Origin of the sequence: Mesorhizobium sp. CA10 (assembly GCF_020165285.1) — a bacterium.
GTDB lineage: Bacteria > Pseudomonadota > Alphaproteobacteria > Rhizobiales > Rhizobiaceae > Mesorhizobium.
The window spans coordinates 1-16,156 of sequence record NZ_JAIUHV010000012.1 but is presented as its reverse complement, the minus strand read 5'-3'; the positions used below and the strand labels follow the sequence as shown (position 1 = coordinate 16,156).

Genomic DNA, 16,156 nt, shown 5'->3' with positions numbered 1-16,156 from the left:
CTGGCATCGTTTTGTCCGGGGTTTTTTGTTGATCAGGCCCAGCGATCAGCCGTCAACCTTCGAGATTGGCCGGGGCCATGTTCCCGGCCGTCATTCCAGGGCGGAGCAAACAGCGAAAAAAAAGCCCGGCGCGAAGCCGGGCTTTCGATAGGGTGTAGCGCCGGTTAACCTCAGCTCACCTGGACCTTGCCAGCCGCAGCCTGGTCCTCGGCGATGCGCTGCTGGAACATCTGCGCGAAATCGATCGGATCGAGCATCAGCGGCGGGAAGCCGCCATTGCGGGTGGCGTCGGCGACGATCTGGCGGGCGAAGGGGAACAGAAGCCGCGGGCATTCGATGAACAGCAGCGGCAGCATGTGCTCCTGCGGAAAGCCGCTGATGGCGAAGACGCCGCCATAGACCAGCTCGACGTTGAACAGCACTTCCTGGTCGAAGGAGGCCTTGGCGTTCAGCGTCAAATTGACGTCGAACTGCTTGTCCGAGAGCGGGTTGGCGTTGACATTGACATTGATTGCGATGCCCGGAGCCTTGTCGCGGCCGCGCAGCGAATTCGGGGCGCCGGGGCTTTCGAAGGATAGGTCCTTCACATATTGCGCAAGCACATTGAGCGAGGGCTGGTTTTGGGTGCCGTTGCCGTTGGCGGCGCCGGTCGCGGCGTCATCGTTGCTGGCCATGAGCCTTTAAGTCCTTTTGCCTGGGCAGCATTGCTGACCGGATTGAAATCGCGGGTTCGCTACCATGCTCGGCCGGACAAAACAAGTTTTGCCGCCCTCATCGGCAGAAGGAACAGGACAGCGCGAACGGCGGGGATTGGCAGGAGCCTCCCAACCTCGTCATTCCAGGGCGGAGCAGCCGCGAAGCGGCGTCGCGGAGACCCTGGAATCCATTCCGTGACCTGAGCCGTGCAATGCGGCGGAGCAGAATTTTGCACCGCGGCAACGCTCGGAAGTCACAGGATCCTGTGGGCTGCGCGGTACGCTCGCTTCCCGCTCCGCCCGAGGGCGAACCGGTAGACGTTTTGGCCGCTTAATCGTTCTTCAGCCGCCGCCAGGGCGAATTGTGGTCCGGCCGGTCCGGATAATCGTCGCGCGAATAGTCGCTGTCGTCGAGGTCGATGACATTGTTGCGGCGGCGCGCCGAAAAGCCGCGGCTGAAGCTGGTCGCCATGACGATGCGGTTCTTCAGCAGGCGCCAGGCGAAGTCGCGCACCGGCGGCAACAAGAGAAGAATGGCGAAGAAATCGGTGATGAAGCCCGGAATGATCAAAAGGATCGCCGCCAGCACGATCATCGCCCCATGCGCGAGCTGGCGGCTGGGATCGCGCCCGGCATCCATCTCCGCCCGCACCCGCGCCATGACGCCAAAACCCTGAAGCCTCAGCAGCAGGCTGCCCGCGACGCTGGAAAGGATGACCAGCCCGACCGTAGCCAAAGCCCCGATCTCGCGGCCGACGACGACGAAGCCGGCGATCTCCAGAAGCGGCAGCAGGAGCAGGAACAGCGGGATGAACGAGATGCGCAAGTCTTGACCGATCGCTTTCTTCTTTTGCGGCGCTGACGGACAATCGCCGCTGGCCTTGGCGCCTTTAGATAGGTATGGCTGCCTTTGATTTGAATGATTGCGCCTGCCGTTCTATATGCTTTGGGTGTTGAACGCTATGCGACCGCGGTCCCCAGGGGTTACGCCGGTCCGGCACGGACAGGGATCGAGTTGGCGGAAAATATGGGTTTCTTCGACTTCGGCACGATTTTCTTTCTGATTGCGGCGGTTGTGATCTTTTTCCAGCTGCGCAACGTGCTTGGACGTCGCACCGGAAACGAGCGCCCGCCCTTCGATCCTTATTCGGCGAGCCGCACGCGCGAGGCCGACGCGGCGCAAAAGCCTGAAAATGTGGTGTCGCTGCCGCGCAAGCGCGCGCCGGGCGAAATCGCGCCCGAGATCTATGCCGATATCGACGCCTTCGCCAAGCCGGATACCGACCTCAACAGGGGCCTGCGCGCGATCAAGGACAATGACCCGTCCTTCGATCCCAAGACCTTCGTCGACGGCGCCAAGATGGCCTATGAGATGATCGTCATGGCCTATGCCGACGGCGACCGTAAGACGCTGAAGAACCTTTTGTCGCGCGAAGTCTATGACGGTTTCGTCGCCGCGATCGGCGACCGCGAGGCCAAATCGGAGAAGATCCAGTCCTCCTTCGTCGGCATCGACAAGGCCGACATCGTCGCCGCCGAAATGAAGGGCTCGGAAGCGCATATCACGCTGCGCGTCGTCTCCGAGCTGATCTCGGCAACCCGCGACAAGGCCGGCGCCGTCATCGACGGCGACCCTGAAACGGTGGCCGAGGTCAAGGATGTCTGGACCTTCGCCCGCGACACCCGCTCGCGCGACCCGAATTGGAAGCTCGTCGCCACCGAAGAAGAAGATTGAGATCAAGCGGCGGGGCCCAGTCGTGCCGCTCTCTTCCGCACTCGGCATAAAATCCTTCAGCGATCTTCCGGGCTGGGGCGAAGATGACCATGCTGCGGCCTTCGCCGCGTTTCGCCGCTCGGCCTTCCACGCGCCGATAAAATCCTACCGCACCGGATCGCTCGGCGTCGATTTCAATGCTTTTGCCGATGCGTATGCCGAGGCGCGTGCCGTTTCGGCGCCGAGCAGGTCCGAGGCGCGATCCTTTTTCGAACGGCATTTCGTGCCGATGCTGGTGCGGCCCGAAAACGGCTCGGGTCTCGTCACCGGCTTCTACGAGCCCGAGGTCGAAGCCTCGCCGGTCAGGACCGGGCGGTTCACCGTGCCGCTGCTGTCGCGCCCCGCCGACCTGATCGAAATCGACGACGGCAACCGGCCGACCGGCATGGATGCCTATCTGGCCTTCGCCCGCCGGACCGATGGTGTTCCGGTCGAATATTTCGATCGTGGCGAAATCGAGCGCGGCGCGCTCTCCGGCCGGAACCTCGAGATCGCCTGGCTCGCCGAGAAGGTCGACGCCTTCTTCATCCACGTGCAGGGCGCGGCGCGTCTGAAGATGACCGACGGCAAGCTCTGCCGCGTCACTTACGCCGCGAAATCGGGCCAGCGCTTCACCGGCCCCGGCAAGGTCTTGAGCGATCTCGGCGAGATCCCGCTGGAAAAGGTAACGATGCAATCGATCCGAGCCTGGTTCAAGGCACATCCCGACCGGGTCGACGAGATCCTGTGGCGGAACCGCTCCTACATTTTCTTCCGCGAAGCCGCGGTCGACGACGCGGCGCTTGGGCCCATCGCCGCCGCCAAGGTGCCGCTGACGCCGGGTCGCTCGGTCGCGGTCGACCGCCTGCTGCACACATTCGGCACGCCCTTCTACATCGACGCGCCGACGCTCACCGCCTTTGACGAAAAACCGTTCCGGCGGCTGATGATCGCGCAGGACACCGGCTCGGCCATCACCGGTCCGGCGCGCGGCGACCTCTTCGCCGGCTCAGGCGACGCTGCCGGCGAGATCGCCGGCGTGGTCCGCAACGGGGCCGATTTCTATGCGCTGGTGCCGCGTGCGCTTCTGCATGGAGCGACCCGGTGAGCCGCCGCGACGACCATCTCAGCGATGACGACCGCATCCTGTGGAACCTGGTGGCGCGCTCTGCCCGGCCGCTGAAGGGCAAAACGGCCGTCGAGATCCCCGACATCGTCGAGCCCAAGCCTGAGACGCCCCGGCCTGCCGCCAATGGCGTAGCGGCCGTGGCCGCCAAGCCGAAGGCGCCGCATGTGGCGCATTCGCTCGACGACCAGACGCTGCACAAGCTGAAAAAAGGCCGGCTGCCGATCGAAGGCCGCGTCGACCTGCACGGCATGACGCAGGACGAGGCCTATTCGCTGCTGCTCACCTTCCTCAACCGCGCGCATGCCGGCGGCATCCGTTACGTGCTGATCATCACCGGAAAGGGGTCGTCCTCGGGCGGCGACGGCATATTGCGCCGCGCCGTGCCGGCCTGGCTGTCGACGCCCGCTTTCCGGCATCTCGTCTCCAGCCACGACCATGCCGCCCGCAATCATGGCGGCTCGGGCGCGCTCTATGTGCGGCTGCGGCGGATACGGTCATGAGGATTCGGCAATGAGCCAGCCGACATGACCCCGTTCGGCGAGAAGCTCAGGACGCTGCGCGCCGAGCGCGGCGTCAGCCAGAAGGCGATGGCCAAGGCCATCGGCGTCAGCGCCGCCTATCTTTCGGCGCTCGAGCACGGCCGCCGCGGCGCGCCGACCTGGACACTGATCCAGAAGATTATCGGCTATTTCAACATCATCTGGGACGACGCCGAGGATCTTGCCCGCCTCGCCGAAAGCTCGCATCCGAGGGTCAGGATCGACACATCGGGCCTGTCGCCGGCGGCCACCGAGCTGGCCAACCTTTTGGCCGAGAGCATCGAGAAGTTGGATGAGGCGGAGCTGAGGAAAATCACGGCGGCTGTCCGCGCTGCGCTGCGCGGATAGCTTGCCCTGATGAAACGGGGCGGCTAGCCGAAGCCGCCCGAACTTCGTCATCCACGGGCGAAGCGGACGCGCAGGCCTGAGGATCCATTCCGTGACCTCGCGCGAAGGACAAGGCGGTGCAGAACAGAGATCGTTCTGCACCGCGGTGACGTTCAGCGAGGGCCACGGCTTCCGTGTGCTGGGCCGCGGACAGCCCTTATTCCTGAAATCACTGCTTGCCGGCGCCGTTCGTGCTACCGCGTCCGCCATTGTTGTTGTGATCGCGGCCGCCGTTACCACCGCCCAGACAAGCCGAGGAGTCGACGCCGCAGCAACGGCCGCTCCACAGGTCGTTGAGATTGGTCTTGGCACAGCTTTTGGTGGTCTCGTCCGCCAGGGCCGATCCGGTCAAGGCCGACACCGCGATGGCGGCAAGCAGGGTGTTTCGCAGTAAAGCAGTCATTGAAATTCTCCATGGTTGGGTTTGTCGTCCACGGCTGTGTGTCGCCGGCCGGACGCAAAAGGTTCATGGAGAGATGCGAAATAATGTGTCCGAGAGAGCGAAACCCTCTCTTCGTCATCTAGGGCCTGCGCTGCGTCGCTGCGCTCCTTGCTTTGCTCGAATGACGAAACCGAGGTTAGCGCCCTCAGCTCTGCCTACTGCACCGAGCCCACAAGCACAGGCTGGCCGTCGCGGATCGAGACCCAGCGCCCGGTGTTGTCGATCGCCTGCCGCTTGAGGAAGCGGTAGCCGGTCGCGTCCCAGGCTTTGACCTTGTCGGTCAGGTTGTCGAGCACATAGTCGCCCTTGTCGGTGCGCACCGTCAGCACCGAATGGCCTTCGCCGTCCGGCTTGCGCACGACGGTGATCAAAAGGTCGGCCAGCGACATGCCCAGGCGGTAGAGCTGGCGGCGCTTTTCCAGCACATAGTCCTCGCAGTCGCCATAGCCGTCGTCCGGATAGGCCCAGACTTCGTCCTTGCCGTAGTGATCGAGATCGCTCAACGGCTTGACGGCGGCGTTGACCTTGGCGCTGACGCTGACCAGCCTGCGCCACAGCCCGTCCGTCATGGTGGCCGGTCCGAGATTGACCGGGCGGATGTTGCATTCGCTCGGATGCGACTTGCAGAAATCATAGTGGCCGATCGGTTGCGAGGTCAGGCCGCCCGTGGCCATCGCGCCAGCCGCCCAGGCCGGCACCGCCCAATGCGCAGAGATCGCCAGTCCTGCGGCTGCACACAAGCGCAGAATCCGCGTCATCGCTGAGGAAGTCATTGCCCCCGCCCTGTTCTTTATTAACGAAACGTTAAGGGCGATTTACAGTCCGTGTCAATTGGAGACGACGGTCAGTTTGGCGGCATGGTTACCTGCGCGATCCGGTAGCGGCACTTTCGCAACAGAAGCGCGGGTGCAACACCGCTGGCCGCCAGGCGGCGGCTAGGCTGATGCCGGGCTCCGGAGTTCAGCTTTTGGCGGAACGGACCAGTTTAGGCTTCGCCGCCACCCGGTGCTGGCGGCCATAGCTGGAAATGAAATCGACGATGCGCGGCACGATCTCGGAGCGGAAGCGCGAGCCGTTGAAGACGCCGTAATGGCCGACGGCCGGCTGCATGTAGTGCGCCTGCCTGTCGGCCGGGATGTTGACGCACAAATCATGCGCGGCCTGGGTCTGGCCGAGGCCGGAAATATCGTCGTTCTCGCCCTCGATGGTCAGCAGCGCGACGTTGCGGATCGCCTTCGGATCGACCGCCTCGCCGCGATGCGTCATCTCGCCCTTCGGCAGAGCGTGGCGCACGAACACGGTGTCGACCGTCTGCAGGTAGAATTCCGCCGTCAGGTCCATCACCGCCAGATATTCGTCGTAGAAGTCGCGGTGCTTTTCGGCGCTGTCGCCGTCATGCTTCACAAGGTGCATGAAGAAGTCCTTGTGCGCGATGATGTGGCGGTCGAGGTTCATGCTCATGAAGCCCGAGAGCTGCAGGAAGCCCGGATAGACCGGGCGCCCGAAGCCCGGCACCGGCCATGGCGCCGGCATGATGACATTATCGCGGAACCAGTCGATGCCCTTTTCCTTGGCCAGAAGATTGACCGCGGTCGGGTTGCGGCGCGTGTCGACCGGTCCGCCCATCAGCGTCATGGTGGAGGGCACGAAGGGGTCGCCGCGCTTTTCCATCAGCGCCACCGCCGCCAGCACCGGCACGGAGGGCTGGCATACGGCCATCACATGCGTGTCGGGGCCGAGCGCGTGGAACATCTCGATGATGTAGTCGACATAGTCGTCGAGATCGAAGCTTCCTTGCGCCGCCGGTACCATGCGGGCATCGACCCAGTCGGTGATGTGCACGTCGGCATGGGGCAGCATCGCCTCGACTGTGCCGCGCAGCAGCGTCGCGTAATGGCCCGACATCGGCGCCACGATCAAAAGCTTCGGATCGGGCTTGCGGCCGGCGGGCAGCGCGCGCTCGAAGCGGATCAGGTCGCAGAAGGGCTTCGACCAGACCGTCTTTTCGGTGACGTCGACGCTTTTCCAGTCGACCACGGCCTTGTCCAGGCCGAACTGCGGCTTGCCGTAGCGACGGGTGGTTCGCTCGAAGAGCTCCGCGGTCGCCGCGACCGAGCGGCCGAAGGGGGTGTGGGAAACCGGATTGAGCGGGTTGGAGTAGAAGAGCCGCACGGCGTCGGCATAGAAGCGGGCCGGCTGCAGCGCCGCATGGTTCATTTCGTAGAGCTGGTAGAACATCGCGAACCCCGCTGCCGTCCGACGACCAAAAGGACGACGAACTGCGCCGAGCCTTGAATGTCTCCCGGCGAGGTTAGCAAGATATTGTTGCGATGCAATACGTCATTTTGTCTGACGAATGCATCTTTCGTTCAACCTGTTGAAAACCGGACCTAAGCGGGCGAGCCGGCTCAATGTGCGCTGCCGAAATGTGAAGGATATGTGTCCGGCCCCTCATGCCGGACACGACCAATGCATATCGCCCTGAAGTGGGCAGCGCTTTGGATGACGACATGCATCAAAAAGGCGGCTCAGACGCGCGCCATGCAGACGGCGGTATGGCCCGAACCGATGAAGCCCAGCTGGCCGGCGGCGCCGCGGGAGAGATCGAGCATGCGTCCCTTCACGAACGGACCGCGATCGTTGATGCGCACGACGACGCTGCGGCCGTTGTTCTTGTTGGTGACCCGAAGCTTGGTGCCGAAGGGCAAGGAGCGATGGGCTGCAGTCAGTGCCGAGGGGTTCATGCGTTCCCCTGAGGCGGTTCTGGAATGCAGCGCATACCAGGAAGCGCGGCCGCACTGCGCGGCGGCGGAGGAGGCGGATGAGGCGCCGGCCATCAGGCCAGCCGCGATCGTTACCGCGACAAGCGCAGTCTGGTTAGTTTTCTTCATGCTTTGGGGATGGCTCCGTTAGAGATATGCCCCGCCGATATGTGCCGAATGAGGCGGGAAATGCGGCATTGATCTGGCGGTTCCATGGCGACAGCACACGTTTGGAGTCGCCGCGAAACAGTTTGTCATGATATTCACGGCCCCGTTAAGGCGTATTCTCAATGAATATCGGGCCGGCATACGGGACATTCGGGGCAAGATCGGCCCACAAGATTTTAAGTACTGAGGACGGAACTGCTTCGATTCCTCGACGTCTTTTGTTGCGTACCCATTGCCGTTCAGGATCGACTTCCGGAGAGGGTCCAGCCGATGCGATTGATCAGGTTTGTGCTGGCGCTGATTGTGCTGGGGCTGGGTGCGCTGTGGTCGCTGCAAGGCCTCGGTCTCGTCAAGGGCAGTTTCATGACCGGGCAGACGCAATGGCTCTATATCGGCCTCGTCACCATGCTGGTCGGCGTGGTCGGCCTGCGCTGGGCGACCCGCTCGCGCATATGACCTTGCCGGTCCGGGCGGAGACGGCTGGCGGTCAGGCGGTCGCATTCGCCGGCAAGCAGCATCGTTGCGCGCGTCGCTTCGCCCTAGAATGACAAAGAAAGATGGCCGCCGCCCTCCCACAAAACACCCCAGCGAACGAAAAATCCGGCTGTCATCCCTTCTCGGCAAATCCATGCTTCAAAGGGGGTGGCATTGGGACTGCGATTTCGTGCTTGGTACGGTTAGTATAGTAATCTTATCAACATTGGGAGTGAGAGAACGATGCGCGACCTTCAAAAAACCGTTCCGGCGATCGTTCGTGGCTTGCGGCTGAGGCCGTCCGCGGCGCTCGCCCGGCGCTGATCGCTCGAGTCACGTTTCGGCTAGCAGTCATGGTTGGACGCGGCAACTCCATCATCATTGTCGGCGGCGGCGCCAGCGGCGTCGTGCTGGCCGCGCACCTGTTGAAGTCGCCCAATCCGGACCTGCGCGTCACGCTAATCGAGAAGCGGCCGCATTTCGGCCAGGGCATGGCTTACTCGACGCTGCTTTCGGCGCATGTGCTCAACGTCAACGCCTCCGGCATGAGCGCCTATGCCGACGACCCGACGCATTTCGCGCGCTGGGTGCTGGAACGCGGCCTCGCGAGGCCGGACCAGGGACCGTTCTATGCGCCGCGCAGCCTCTACGCCCGCTATCTGCAGGATGTGCTCGAGGGCCTCGAGGAGCGCGAGCGCGACACCAGTCGTCTGCGGCTGATCCGCGAGGAGAGCCTGTCGATCGCGCCGACCTCGTCGGGCGTGGAGGTCGCGCTTGCTAACGGCACCAGCGTCGTGGCGCATCTCGCCGTCCTGGCCACCGGTCATGACGAGCAGCCCGGCGCCTTCCAAGGTCACGCCGTCCGGATGGGGACGGAGGCCGACACCGGGCTCGATGCTGAAGCCCAGGTGCTGCTGCTCGGCACCGGCCTGAGCATGGTCGACGCTTTCCTGTCGCTGGAGCAGCGCGGCCATCGCGGCGCTATCGTCGCGGTGTCGCGGCGCGGCCTGCTGCCGTCGCCGCACCGCAAGGGCAATCCGATCAAGCTCGATATCGCCGATATTCCGCTCGGCACCCAGCTTTCCTATTTCGTCGGCTGGTTCCGCAACCTGATCCGCGAGACCCAGAAAGCCGGCGGCGACTGGCGCGACGTCGTCGACGGTCTCAGACCCTTCAACCAGACGATCTGGCAGAATTGGCCGTCCTCGGCCAAGCGCCGCTTCGTCGAGCACACCAAGGCCTGGTGGGACATCCACCGCCACCGCATGGCGCCGGAAGTCTATGCGCGCGTCACCGAGGCGGTCGCCTCAGGCCGCATCCGTCTCGTCGCCGGCAGGGTGGTGGCCATAGAACCGAACGGCGGCTTCGTCGTGAAGATCCAGCCGCGCGGCACGCAGGACGTCGAGACCCTGGACGTCGCCCGGCTCTACGATTGCATGGGCATCGCCCGCGACATTTCGCGGACGTCGAACGGTGTGGTGCGCTCGCTGATCGAGCGCGGCCTGGCGCGTCCCGATCCGCTGCGCCTCGGCCTCGATGTCACGGCGAAATGCGAGCTGATCGCGGCCGACGGCACGGTGTCGTCGAAGCTGCTCGCCGCCGGACCGCTGACGCGCGGCACCTTCTTCGAGATCGACGCCATTCCCGACATTCGCGTGCAATGCGCGAAGCTGGGCAAGCAGCTGCTCGGATAAGGCTCTAGATCAGAATGGCGTTTCGTTGAATCGCCATCCTGATCTGACTCTTTGTTGGAGCGTGATTCTTCTCCGAAAACCGGTTCCCACTTTTCGGGATCGTGCTCTAGCCGCCAAGCGCCTCACAGACGACGCGGGCGGTTTCGGCGCCGGAAAAATTCTGTTGCCCGGTGATCAGGTTGCCGTCGCGCACGGCAAAGCCGCGCCACAGCCCGGCCTGGATATAATTGGCACCGATCGCCTTGAGCTCGTCCTCGATCCGCCACGGCATCAAATGCTTGCCGCGTTCGAGTGCCCCCATCGCCCAGGTGGCGTTGTCGGCAAAATCCTCCTCGACATTGGCAAAGCCGGTCACCGTCTTGCCCACGGCAAGCAGCGATCCGTCGGCGCGCCTGGCATAGCGCAGGATGGCGGTGCCGTGGCAGAGCGCGGCGGCCACCTTGCCGGCCTCGTGGAAAGCGACGAAGGCCTGCTGGAGACCGGTCGCGCCTTCGTAGGTGAACATCGGCGACTGGCCGCCGGCGACGACGATGGCGTCGAAGCCAGCGACATCGATCTCGGCCACCGGCCGTGTGTCGTCGACCAGCGCCTGTAGCTTCGGGTTCGAAATGAAACCGAGCGAGATGAGATCGGCCTCCGAATAGCCCGACGGATCGCGCGGGTCGCTCAGCGCATCGGCTTCGCACTTGCCGCCGTCGGGCGAAAAGATCTCGACCTCGTAGCCGCGCTCGGTGAAAGCGAACCAGGGATGGGTGAGCTCGCTCCACCAGAAGCCGACCGGCCACCCCGTTATGGTGGAGACGGCCGGATTGGCGATCACGATCGCCACCCGCTTCGGCTTTCGTGCATTGACCGGATTGGGATCCCGAACACTCATTTTGCTCTCCCTTTTATGAAGTCGTCGCCGACGAAGCCGGGCACGGCAATCTGGCCACATGGCGGGGTAAATTCCGCTTTTGCTGCGCGCGGCCCTTGCCTAGGATCGGCGCATGACACAACGCGGTAGACTCTATGGCTGCCCGGTCGAGTTCGCGCTCGATGCGCTCGGCGGCAAATGGAAGACGGTGATCATCGCGCGGATCAAGCAAGGACCGCTGCGCTATTCCGAATTGCGCCGGCTGATCCCTTCGCTTTCCGACAAGATGCTGACGCAGCGCCTGGCCGATCTTGTCGAGATCGGCTTCGTCACGCTCGAGACCTCGCCGGATGGCAAGGCGCGCTACGCGCTGACCGAGCGCGGCCGCGACCTCGCCGCGGCGCTGCAGGCGCTCTACGACTGGGCATCCGGCATGGCCGCGCCGAGGGCGTGCGCTTCCGCACCGACATTGAAGCAGCTGCCTGGAGCAATTCCAGGAAAGTGCGTAGCGGTTGGGCTCGGCGACTTCGCCGTAGCCTTCCGTCCGCAATTGCGTAAGAACAAGGCCTCCAGCCTGAGATCAAGCGGCATCGGCAAGCGCGCCGCAAAAGCCCGCGACATCGGTGACGACGGCTTCGCCAAGAAAGCGCAGCGTCGCCATCGAGCGGTCGCGCGCTTCGCTATTGCCAAAGCCGCAGGCGTCCTCGATCACCACGGCGACGAAGCCGTTGTCGGTCGCCTGGCGCGCGGTCGGCTCGATGCCGATCTCCATGGCGATGCCGGCGAGCGCCACCGCACGGACGCCGCAGTCACGCAGTGCAAAGCCGAGCGAGGTGGAATCGAAGGCCGACAGGGTCAGCTTGTCGAACACGGCCTCGTCCGCGCGCGGAGCGAGTTCCGGCACGATCCGTGTCGCTTCGGCGTCGCGCGGGAACCATGGCTGGACAGCGTCGGGGCTGTCGCACCGCTGCCAGGCCATGGCGGTGCGCAGTTGCGTGGCGCCCATCCATTTTTTCGGCAGCGACAAATGACGCGTGAATGCCACCCGCATGCCGGCCGAGCGCGCCGCTTCCAATGCCGTGCCGGTGCGTTCGACGATCGCCGCAGCGCCTTCGATCTGGCGGCAGATGCCGACCTGCATGTCGTAGACGACCAGCGCCATGCGGCGCGGATCGCACCATTCGGGCCAGGCGCTGCGGAATCTCGATGCCTTCGCCAGAGCGGATCATGCTGCCGTCCGATCCCACGGTTTGGCGATATCGACGGTCGGGTCGAACAGGAATTCCAGCGGCAGCGGCGCGTCGAAAGCGATAAAATGCCATTCCAGCAGCCCGGCTTTGGAGAGCGGGAAATCATCGGTATAGCGCATGGCCTGCTCGACGCTGTCGAGCTCGAAGACGATGATGACGCCGCCGACATCGGCGCGCGCATAGTTCTCGCGCACGATGCCTTGCTTCCACAGCCGCCATACATTCGAGACCTCGTCGCGCAGATAGGGCCTGAGATCGTCGAGCGTGACGCCGGGCTTGAAATTGTCATAGGCAAGAATCTTCATCGGCCGCTCCTTGGCACGCGCTGTTCGTCCCGCGCTTCGTTCGGCTAGCATGATGGAAAAGGCATCGGCAACGAACGATATGGTGCGTTGAAGAGGCCCTCAAGCTGGGCCTCTGTGCCGCTTGATTTTAGACAAGGGCGGCCGGTCATTGCCGGCATGGAGGAACGAGAATGACTATCGAAAGGTTGAACCCGCGAGGCATGCACAGCAACCCCGCCTATTCGCAAGGCGTGTCGCTGCCTGCTTCCGCGCGCATTGTGCTGGTCGGAGGGCAGAACGGCGTCGATGCCGAAGGCAACATCGTAGGCAAGGGCGATCTCGCGGCGCAGACGACGCAGGCGCTGGCCAATCTGGCCAAGGTGCTGGAAGCTGGCGGAGCGAAGCTGGAGAATCTCGTCAGCCTGTCGGTCTATATCGTTGGCGACCAGGATATCGCTCCGGGCTTTGGCGCCTGGATGGCGTTCTGGGCCAACCGTGCTCCGCCGCCCATTATCAAGGCGCTGCGTGTTGTCGGCCTCGGCAATCCGGACTTCCTCATCGAGATCGAGGGCCAGGCGGCGATTGCGTAGTTCCCCGCTTGAGCGGACAGACTACGCGCCCGTGAAATTCCATTCCTCCACTCGCCGCCGGATTGGCACGATCTATCTTCTTTCCTGATGAAAAGGGCTGGAAAAGACAGGGCGCGCGATCCGCGAAGCCGGAATGGATTCCCGCGGCTCCACGCGCGAGATTGCCGACATCCGCCTCGAACTGCTTCGATGGAGCACTCAAGATGAGCGAGCAGACAAAAGCGGCGCCGCAGGGCGCGCACATCAACCTGTCGAGATTGCGTCCTCCTTACGCTTCGGTGCTCGACCTGATCGGCCAGACGCCGGTCGTCGAGCTGACCAAATTCGACACCGGCAAATGCCGCCTATTCATCAAGCTCGAAAGCCAGAATCCCGGCGGCTCGATCAAGGACCGCATCGCGCTGTCGATGATCGCGGCGGCGGAGAAGGAGGGGCGCCTGAAGCGCGGCGGCACGATCGTCGAGGCCACCGCCGGCAACACCGGCCTCGGCCTCGCCCAGGTCGGCATCCCGAAAGGCTACCGCATCGTCCTCGTCGTGCCCGACAAGATGTCGCGCGAAAAGATCCAGCATCTGCGCGCTTTGGGCGCCGAGGTGCGCATGACCCGCTCCGATGTCGGCAAGGGCCATCCCGAATATTACCAGGACATGGCCGAGAAGATCGCCGCCGAGACCCCCGGCGCCTTCTATGCCAACCAGTTTGCCAACCCGGCGAACCCACTCGCGCATGAGACCACGACCGGGCCGGAGATCTTCTCGCAGCTCGAAGGCGATGTCGACGCGGTGGTGGTCGGCGTCGGCTCCGGCGGCACGCTCACCGGCCTCGGCCGCTTTTTTGCGAAACACTCGCCCAAGACCGAGATGGTGCTGGCCGATCCGGTCGGCTCGGTGCTGGCGCCGCTGATCAAGACCGGCAAGATGGAGGAGGCCGGCAGCTGGACGGTCGAAGGCATCGGCGAGGATTTCGTGCCGCCCAATGCCGATCTGTCGCTGGTGAAAAAGGCCTATTCCATTCCCGACAAGCAGAGCATGCTGGCGGTGCGCGATCTGTTGTCCAGGGAAGGCATCCTGGCCGGCTCCTCCTCGGGCACGCTGCTGTCGGCAGCGCTTCGCTACTGTCGCGAGCAGACGACGCCAAAACGCGTTGTCACCTTGGTCTGCGACAGCGGCAACAAGTATCTGTCGAAGGTCTTCGACGATATCTGGCTGGCCGAGCAGGGCCTTGCCGACCAGGAACAGCATGGCGATTTGCGCGACCTGGTCATGCGCTCGCCGCGCACCGGCGACATTGTGACCGTTGGCCCGGAGGAAGCCCTGCTCAACGCCTATGGCCGCATGCGCCGCTCCGACGTTTCGCAGCTGCCGGTGCTGGACGAAGGCAGGCTGGTCGGCATCGTCGACGAGAGCGATATTTTGGCCAAGGTCGATGGACCCTATGACGGCCGCTGGGACCGTTTCAACGCGCCGGTGCGCACGGCCATGACGTCGAACCTGCACACGTTGCAGGCCAATCAGACGCTCGACGCGCTGCTGCCTGTCTTCGACCGCAACGAGGTCGCCATCGTCTTCGATGGCGAAGAGTTCATCGGCCTGATAACTCGTATCGACCTGATCAACCATCTGAGGCGCCGCGCCAAATGACTTCGAACGGCAAGAACCGCCTGGCCTTTTCCACCCGCACCATCCATGGCGGCCAGAGCCACGATCCGCTGACCGGCGCCGTGATGGTGCCGATCTACGCCACCTCCACCTACGGCCAGCAGTCGCCCGGCGTGCACAAGGGCTTTGAGTACGCCCGCAGCCAGAACCCGACGCGCTTCGCCTTCGAGCGCGCGGTCGCGGACCTCGAAAGCGGCTCGGCCGCCTTCGCCTTCGCCTCCGGCCTGGCGGCGATCGGCACGGTGCTCGAGCTGCTCGATTCCGGCGCCCATATCGTCGCCACCGACGACATCTATGGCGGCTCGTTCCGCCTGATGGAGCGGGTGCGCAAGCGCTCCGCCGGGCTGCAGGTGAGCTTCGCCGACTTCACCGACCTCGCCGCGGTCGAGGCCGCGATCCGGCCGGAGACTAAACTGCTCTGGGTCGAGACGCCGACCAACCCGCTGCTGCGCATCGTCGATCTCGAAGCGGTCGCCGCCCTGGCCAAACGCAAAGGGCTGCTCACCGTCGCCGACAACACCTTCTGCAGCCCCTATATCCAGCGCCCGCTGGAGCTCGGCATCGACATCGTCGTGCATTCGACGACGAAATATCTCAACGGCCACTCCGACATGGTCGGCGGCGTGGCGGTCGTCGGCGACAACAAGAACCTTGCCGCCCAGCTGAAATTTCTGCAGAACGCCATCGGCGCCATTTCCGGCCCGTTCGACAGTTTTCTGGCGCTGCGCGGTATAAAAACCCTGGCGCTCAGGATGGAGCGTCATTCGGCCAACGGCCTGAAAATAGCGCAATGGCTGGAAACGCGAAGAGATGTCCGCCGGGTCATCTATCCCGGCCTCGCCAGCCACCCGCAGCATTCCATCGCCGTCCAGCAGATGCACGCCTTCGGCGGCATGATCTCGGTCGATCTCGACCGCGACCTGGCGGGAACAAAACGCTTCCTCGAACGTACGCAGCTCTTCACTTTGGCCGAAAGCCTGGGCGGCGTCGAAAGCCTGATCGAGCACCCGGCGCTGATGACGCACGGATCGATCCCGGCGGAAAAGCGCGGAGCGATCGGGATATCGGATTCGCTGGTGCGGCTGTCGTGTGGGATCGAGGACGGCGATGATTTGATCGCGGATCTGGAGCAGGCACTGGGGTAGTGAGGGTCTTGGGGGCAATCGTCGAGTTCCGTCACACCCCCCTCTGGCCTGCCGGCCGGCCATCTCCCCCGAGATTGGATGTCGCGACCGCTTTCGCAAATCATCGACGTTGCAGGAAGAGCGCGCCGGCGGAGCTGCTAATCTCCCCCCTTGTGGGGGAGATGGCCGGCAGGCCAGAGGGGGGCTGTCCCGCCAACCTGTCCTTCGTCATTCTAGGGCGGAGCAAGGAGCGAAGCGACGCGCGAAGACCCTAGAATCCTGTGTGTTGGTTCTGGTGTATGGTTGAAGTGGGAAGGAGACCGAATGAATCCTGGTCGTCCTTTCGGACAG

18 protein-coding genes and 1 pseudogene are annotated in these 16,156 nt (G+C 63.9%); 10 read left to right on the top strand and 9 right to left on the bottom strand.

All coding sequences use genetic code 11. The features are described 5' to 3' along the window. Positions 1 to 170: 170 nt before the first annotated feature. Positions 171 to 674 carry a protein-export chaperone SecB gene (gene secB / locus LB535_RS22765; protein WP_095767956.1) on the bottom strand — a complete coding sequence of 168 codons (504 nt, stop codon included), beginning with the start codon at positions 672 to 674 and terminating at the stop codon, positions 171 to 173. 352 nt (positions 675 to 1,026) lie between these two features. Then, positions 1,027 to 1,521, bottom strand: a complete 495-nt coding sequence (locus LB535_RS22760) for an FxsA family protein (RefSeq protein ID WP_140847526.1) — start codon at positions 1,519 to 1,521, stop codon at positions 1,027 to 1,029. 201 nt (positions 1,522 to 1,722) lie between these two features. On the opposite strand from LB535_RS22760, the gene LB535_RS22755 reads away from it, so the two are divergent. Genes LB535_RS22755 through LB535_RS22740 form a run of 4 tightly spaced genes read left to right on the top strand, consistent with a single transcriptional unit; the run spans position 1,723 to position 4,464 of the window. Next, positions 1,723 to 2,430 (top strand): Tim44/TimA family putative adaptor protein, encoded by a 708-nt coding sequence (locus tag LB535_RS22755; RefSeq protein WP_224633805.1) that lies wholly within the window; start codon positions 1,723 to 1,725, stop codon positions 2,428 to 2,430. Positions 2,431 to 2,452: 22 nt separating this feature from the next. Continuing rightward, positions 2,453 to 3,556, top strand: a complete 1,104-nt coding sequence (locus LB535_RS22750) for a murein transglycosylase A (RefSeq protein WP_224633793.1) — start codon at positions 2,453 to 2,455, stop codon at positions 3,554 to 3,556. Beyond that, positions 3,553 to 4,077, top strand: coding sequence for a Smr/MutS family protein (locus tag LB535_RS22745; RefSeq protein ID WP_140847517.1), 525 nt, complete (start codon positions 3,553 to 3,555; stop codon positions 4,075 to 4,077). The genes LB535_RS22750 and LB535_RS22745 overlap by 4 nt, the downstream gene beginning before the upstream one ends. A gap of 24 nt (positions 4,078 to 4,101) precedes the next feature. Next, positions 4,102 to 4,464 (top strand): helix-turn-helix domain-containing protein, encoded by a 363-nt coding sequence (locus LB535_RS22740; protein ID WP_224633791.1) that lies wholly within the window; start codon positions 4,102 to 4,104, stop codon positions 4,462 to 4,464. Between the two features lie 208 nt (positions 4,465 to 4,672). Here the strand turns inward: LB535_RS22740 and LB535_RS22735 are convergent, their stop codons facing one another. The 4 genes from LB535_RS22735 to LB535_RS22720 form a co-directional block, all read right to left on the bottom strand. Continuing rightward, positions 4,673 to 4,906 (bottom strand): hypothetical protein, encoded by a 234-nt coding sequence (locus LB535_RS22735; protein WP_140847511.1) that lies wholly within the window; start codon positions 4,904 to 4,906, stop codon positions 4,673 to 4,675. Positions 4,907 to 5,100: 194 nt separating this feature from the next. Further along, the gene (locus LB535_RS22730; RefSeq protein WP_095767963.1) at positions 5,101 to 5,718 is read right to left on the bottom strand and encodes a transglutaminase-like cysteine peptidase; all 618 of its coding nucleotides are present in this window, start codon (positions 5,716 to 5,718) and stop codon (positions 5,101 to 5,103) included. Between the two features lie 187 nt (positions 5,719 to 5,905). Beyond that, positions 5,906 to 7,183 carry a polyhydroxyalkanoate depolymerase gene (locus LB535_RS22725; RefSeq protein ID WP_095767964.1) on the bottom strand — a complete coding sequence of 426 codons (1,278 nt, stop codon included), beginning with the start codon at positions 7,181 to 7,183 and terminating at the stop codon, positions 5,906 to 5,908. 290 nt (positions 7,184 to 7,473) lie between these two features. After that, positions 7,474 to 7,836: a septal ring lytic transglycosylase RlpA family protein gene (locus LB535_RS22720; protein WP_095767965.1), complete on the bottom strand. Its 363-nt coding sequence runs from the start codon at positions 7,834 to 7,836 to the stop codon at positions 7,474 to 7,476. Between the two features lie 309 nt (positions 7,837 to 8,145). Between LB535_RS22720 and LB535_RS22715 the strand changes: the two genes are divergently transcribed. Next, entirely contained in the window at positions 8,146 to 8,331 is a 186-nt protein-coding gene (locus LB535_RS22715) for a hypothetical protein (protein ID WP_140542964.1), read from the top strand. Positions 8,332 to 8,702: 371 nt separating this feature from the next. After that, positions 8,703 to 10,043: an FAD/NAD(P)-binding protein gene (locus LB535_RS22710; RefSeq protein ID WP_224633788.1), complete on the top strand. Its 1,341-nt coding sequence runs from the start codon at positions 8,703 to 8,705 to the stop codon at positions 10,041 to 10,043. A gap of 106 nt (positions 10,044 to 10,149) precedes the next feature. Here the strand turns inward: LB535_RS22710 and LB535_RS22705 are convergent, their stop codons facing one another. Next, a complete protein-coding gene (locus tag LB535_RS22705; RefSeq protein ID WP_224633787.1) occupies positions 10,150 to 10,920 on the bottom strand; it encodes a type 1 glutamine amidotransferase domain-containing protein in 771 nt (256 codons plus the stop codon). Between the two features lie 112 nt (positions 10,921 to 11,032). Between LB535_RS22705 and LB535_RS22700 the strand changes: the two are divergent. Then, a pseudogene (locus tag LB535_RS22700) lies at positions 11,033 to 11,275 on the top strand (winged helix-turn-helix transcriptional regulator); the annotation flags it as partial. A gap of 204 nt (positions 11,276 to 11,479) precedes the next feature. Here LB535_RS22700 and LB535_RS22695 read toward each other — a convergent pair. Together LB535_RS22695 and LB535_RS22690 are read right to left on the bottom strand one after the other, a co-directional pair. Next, a complete protein-coding gene (locus tag LB535_RS22695; RefSeq protein ID WP_224633785.1) occupies positions 11,480 to 12,061 on the bottom strand; it encodes a cysteine hydrolase in 582 nt (193 codons plus the stop codon). A 63-nt stretch (positions 12,062 to 12,124) separates the two neighbouring features. Then, on the bottom strand, positions 12,125 to 12,454 hold the full coding sequence (locus LB535_RS22690) for a hypothetical protein (RefSeq protein WP_140542969.1): 330 nt from the start codon (positions 12,452 to 12,454) through the stop codon (positions 12,125 to 12,127). A gap of 170 nt (positions 12,455 to 12,624) precedes the next feature. Between LB535_RS22690 and LB535_RS22685 the strand changes: the two genes are divergently transcribed. The 3 genes from LB535_RS22685 to LB535_RS22675 all read left to right on the top strand — a co-directional run bounded on the left by LB535_RS22685 (position 12,625) and on the right by LB535_RS22675 (position 15,826). Then, positions 12,625 to 13,023: a RidA family protein gene (locus tag LB535_RS22685; RefSeq protein ID WP_224633782.1), complete on the top strand. Its 399-nt coding sequence runs from the start codon at positions 12,625 to 12,627 to the stop codon at positions 13,021 to 13,023. A gap of 203 nt (positions 13,024 to 13,226) precedes the next feature. After that, positions 13,227 to 14,663, top strand: coding sequence for a pyridoxal-phosphate dependent enzyme (locus LB535_RS22680; protein ID WP_224633780.1), 1,437 nt, complete (start codon positions 13,227 to 13,229; stop codon positions 14,661 to 14,663). Then, a complete protein-coding gene (locus LB535_RS22675) occupies positions 14,660 to 15,826 on the top strand; it encodes a trans-sulfuration enzyme family protein (protein ID WP_224633778.1) in 1,167 nt (388 codons plus the stop codon). Before LB535_RS22680 ends, LB535_RS22675 begins: the two co-directional genes overlap by 4 nt. Positions 15,827 to 16,156: the final 330 nt, after the last annotated feature.

Bases quoted from the DNA above. Each gene is read 5' to 3' on its own strand.
- LB535_RS22730 (WP_095767963.1), bottom strand. From the start codon at position 5,718: ATGACTTCCTCAGCGATGACGCGGATTCTGCGCTTGTGTGCAGCCGCA.
- LB535_RS22705 (WP_224633787.1), bottom strand. From the start codon at position 10,920: ATGAGTGTTCGGGATCCCAATCCGGTCAATGCACGAAAGCCGAAGCGG.
- LB535_RS22715 (WP_140542964.1), top strand. From the start codon at position 8,146: ATGCGATTGATCAGGTTTGTGCTGGCGCTGATTGTGCTGGGGCTGGGT.
- LB535_RS22720 (WP_095767965.1), bottom strand. From the start codon at position 7,836: ATGAAGAAAACTAACCAGACTGCGCTTGTCGCGGTAACGATCGCGGCT.
- LB535_RS22735 (WP_140847511.1), bottom strand. From the start codon at position 4,906: ATGACTGCTTTACTGCGAAACACCCTGCTTGCCGCCATCGCGGTGTCG.
- LB535_RS22755 (WP_224633805.1), top strand. From the start codon at position 1,723: ATGGGTTTCTTCGACTTCGGCACGATTTTCTTTCTGATTGCGGCGGTT.
- LB535_RS22685 (WP_224633782.1), top strand. From the start codon at position 12,625: ATGACTATCGAAAGGTTGAACCCGCGAGGCATGCACAGCAACCCCGCC.
- LB535_RS22695 (WP_224633785.1), bottom strand. From the start codon at position 12,061: ATGGCGCTGGTCGTCTACGACATGCAGGTCGGCATCTGCCGCCAGATC.
- LB535_RS22740 (WP_224633791.1), top strand. From the start codon at position 4,102: ATGACCCCGTTCGGCGAGAAGCTCAGGACGCTGCGCGCCGAGCGCGGC.
- LB535_RS22680 (WP_224633780.1), top strand. From the start codon at position 13,227: ATGAGCGAGCAGACAAAAGCGGCGCCGCAGGGCGCGCACATCAACCTG.
- LB535_RS22675 (WP_224633778.1), top strand. From the start codon at position 14,660: ATGACTTCGAACGGCAAGAACCGCCTGGCCTTTTCCACCCGCACCATC.
- LB535_RS22690 (WP_140542969.1), bottom strand. From the start codon at position 12,454: ATGAAGATTCTTGCCTATGACAATTTCAAGCCCGGCGTCACGCTCGAC.
- LB535_RS22710 (WP_224633788.1), top strand. From the start codon at position 8,703: ATGGTTGGACGCGGCAACTCCATCATCATTGTCGGCGGCGGCGCCAGC.
- LB535_RS22725 (WP_095767964.1), bottom strand. From the start codon at position 7,183: ATGTTCTACCAGCTCTACGAAATGAACCATGCGGCGCTGCAGCCGGCC.
- secB (WP_095767956.1), bottom strand. From the start codon at position 674: ATGGCCAGCAACGATGACGCCGCGACCGGCGCCGCCAACGGCAACGGC.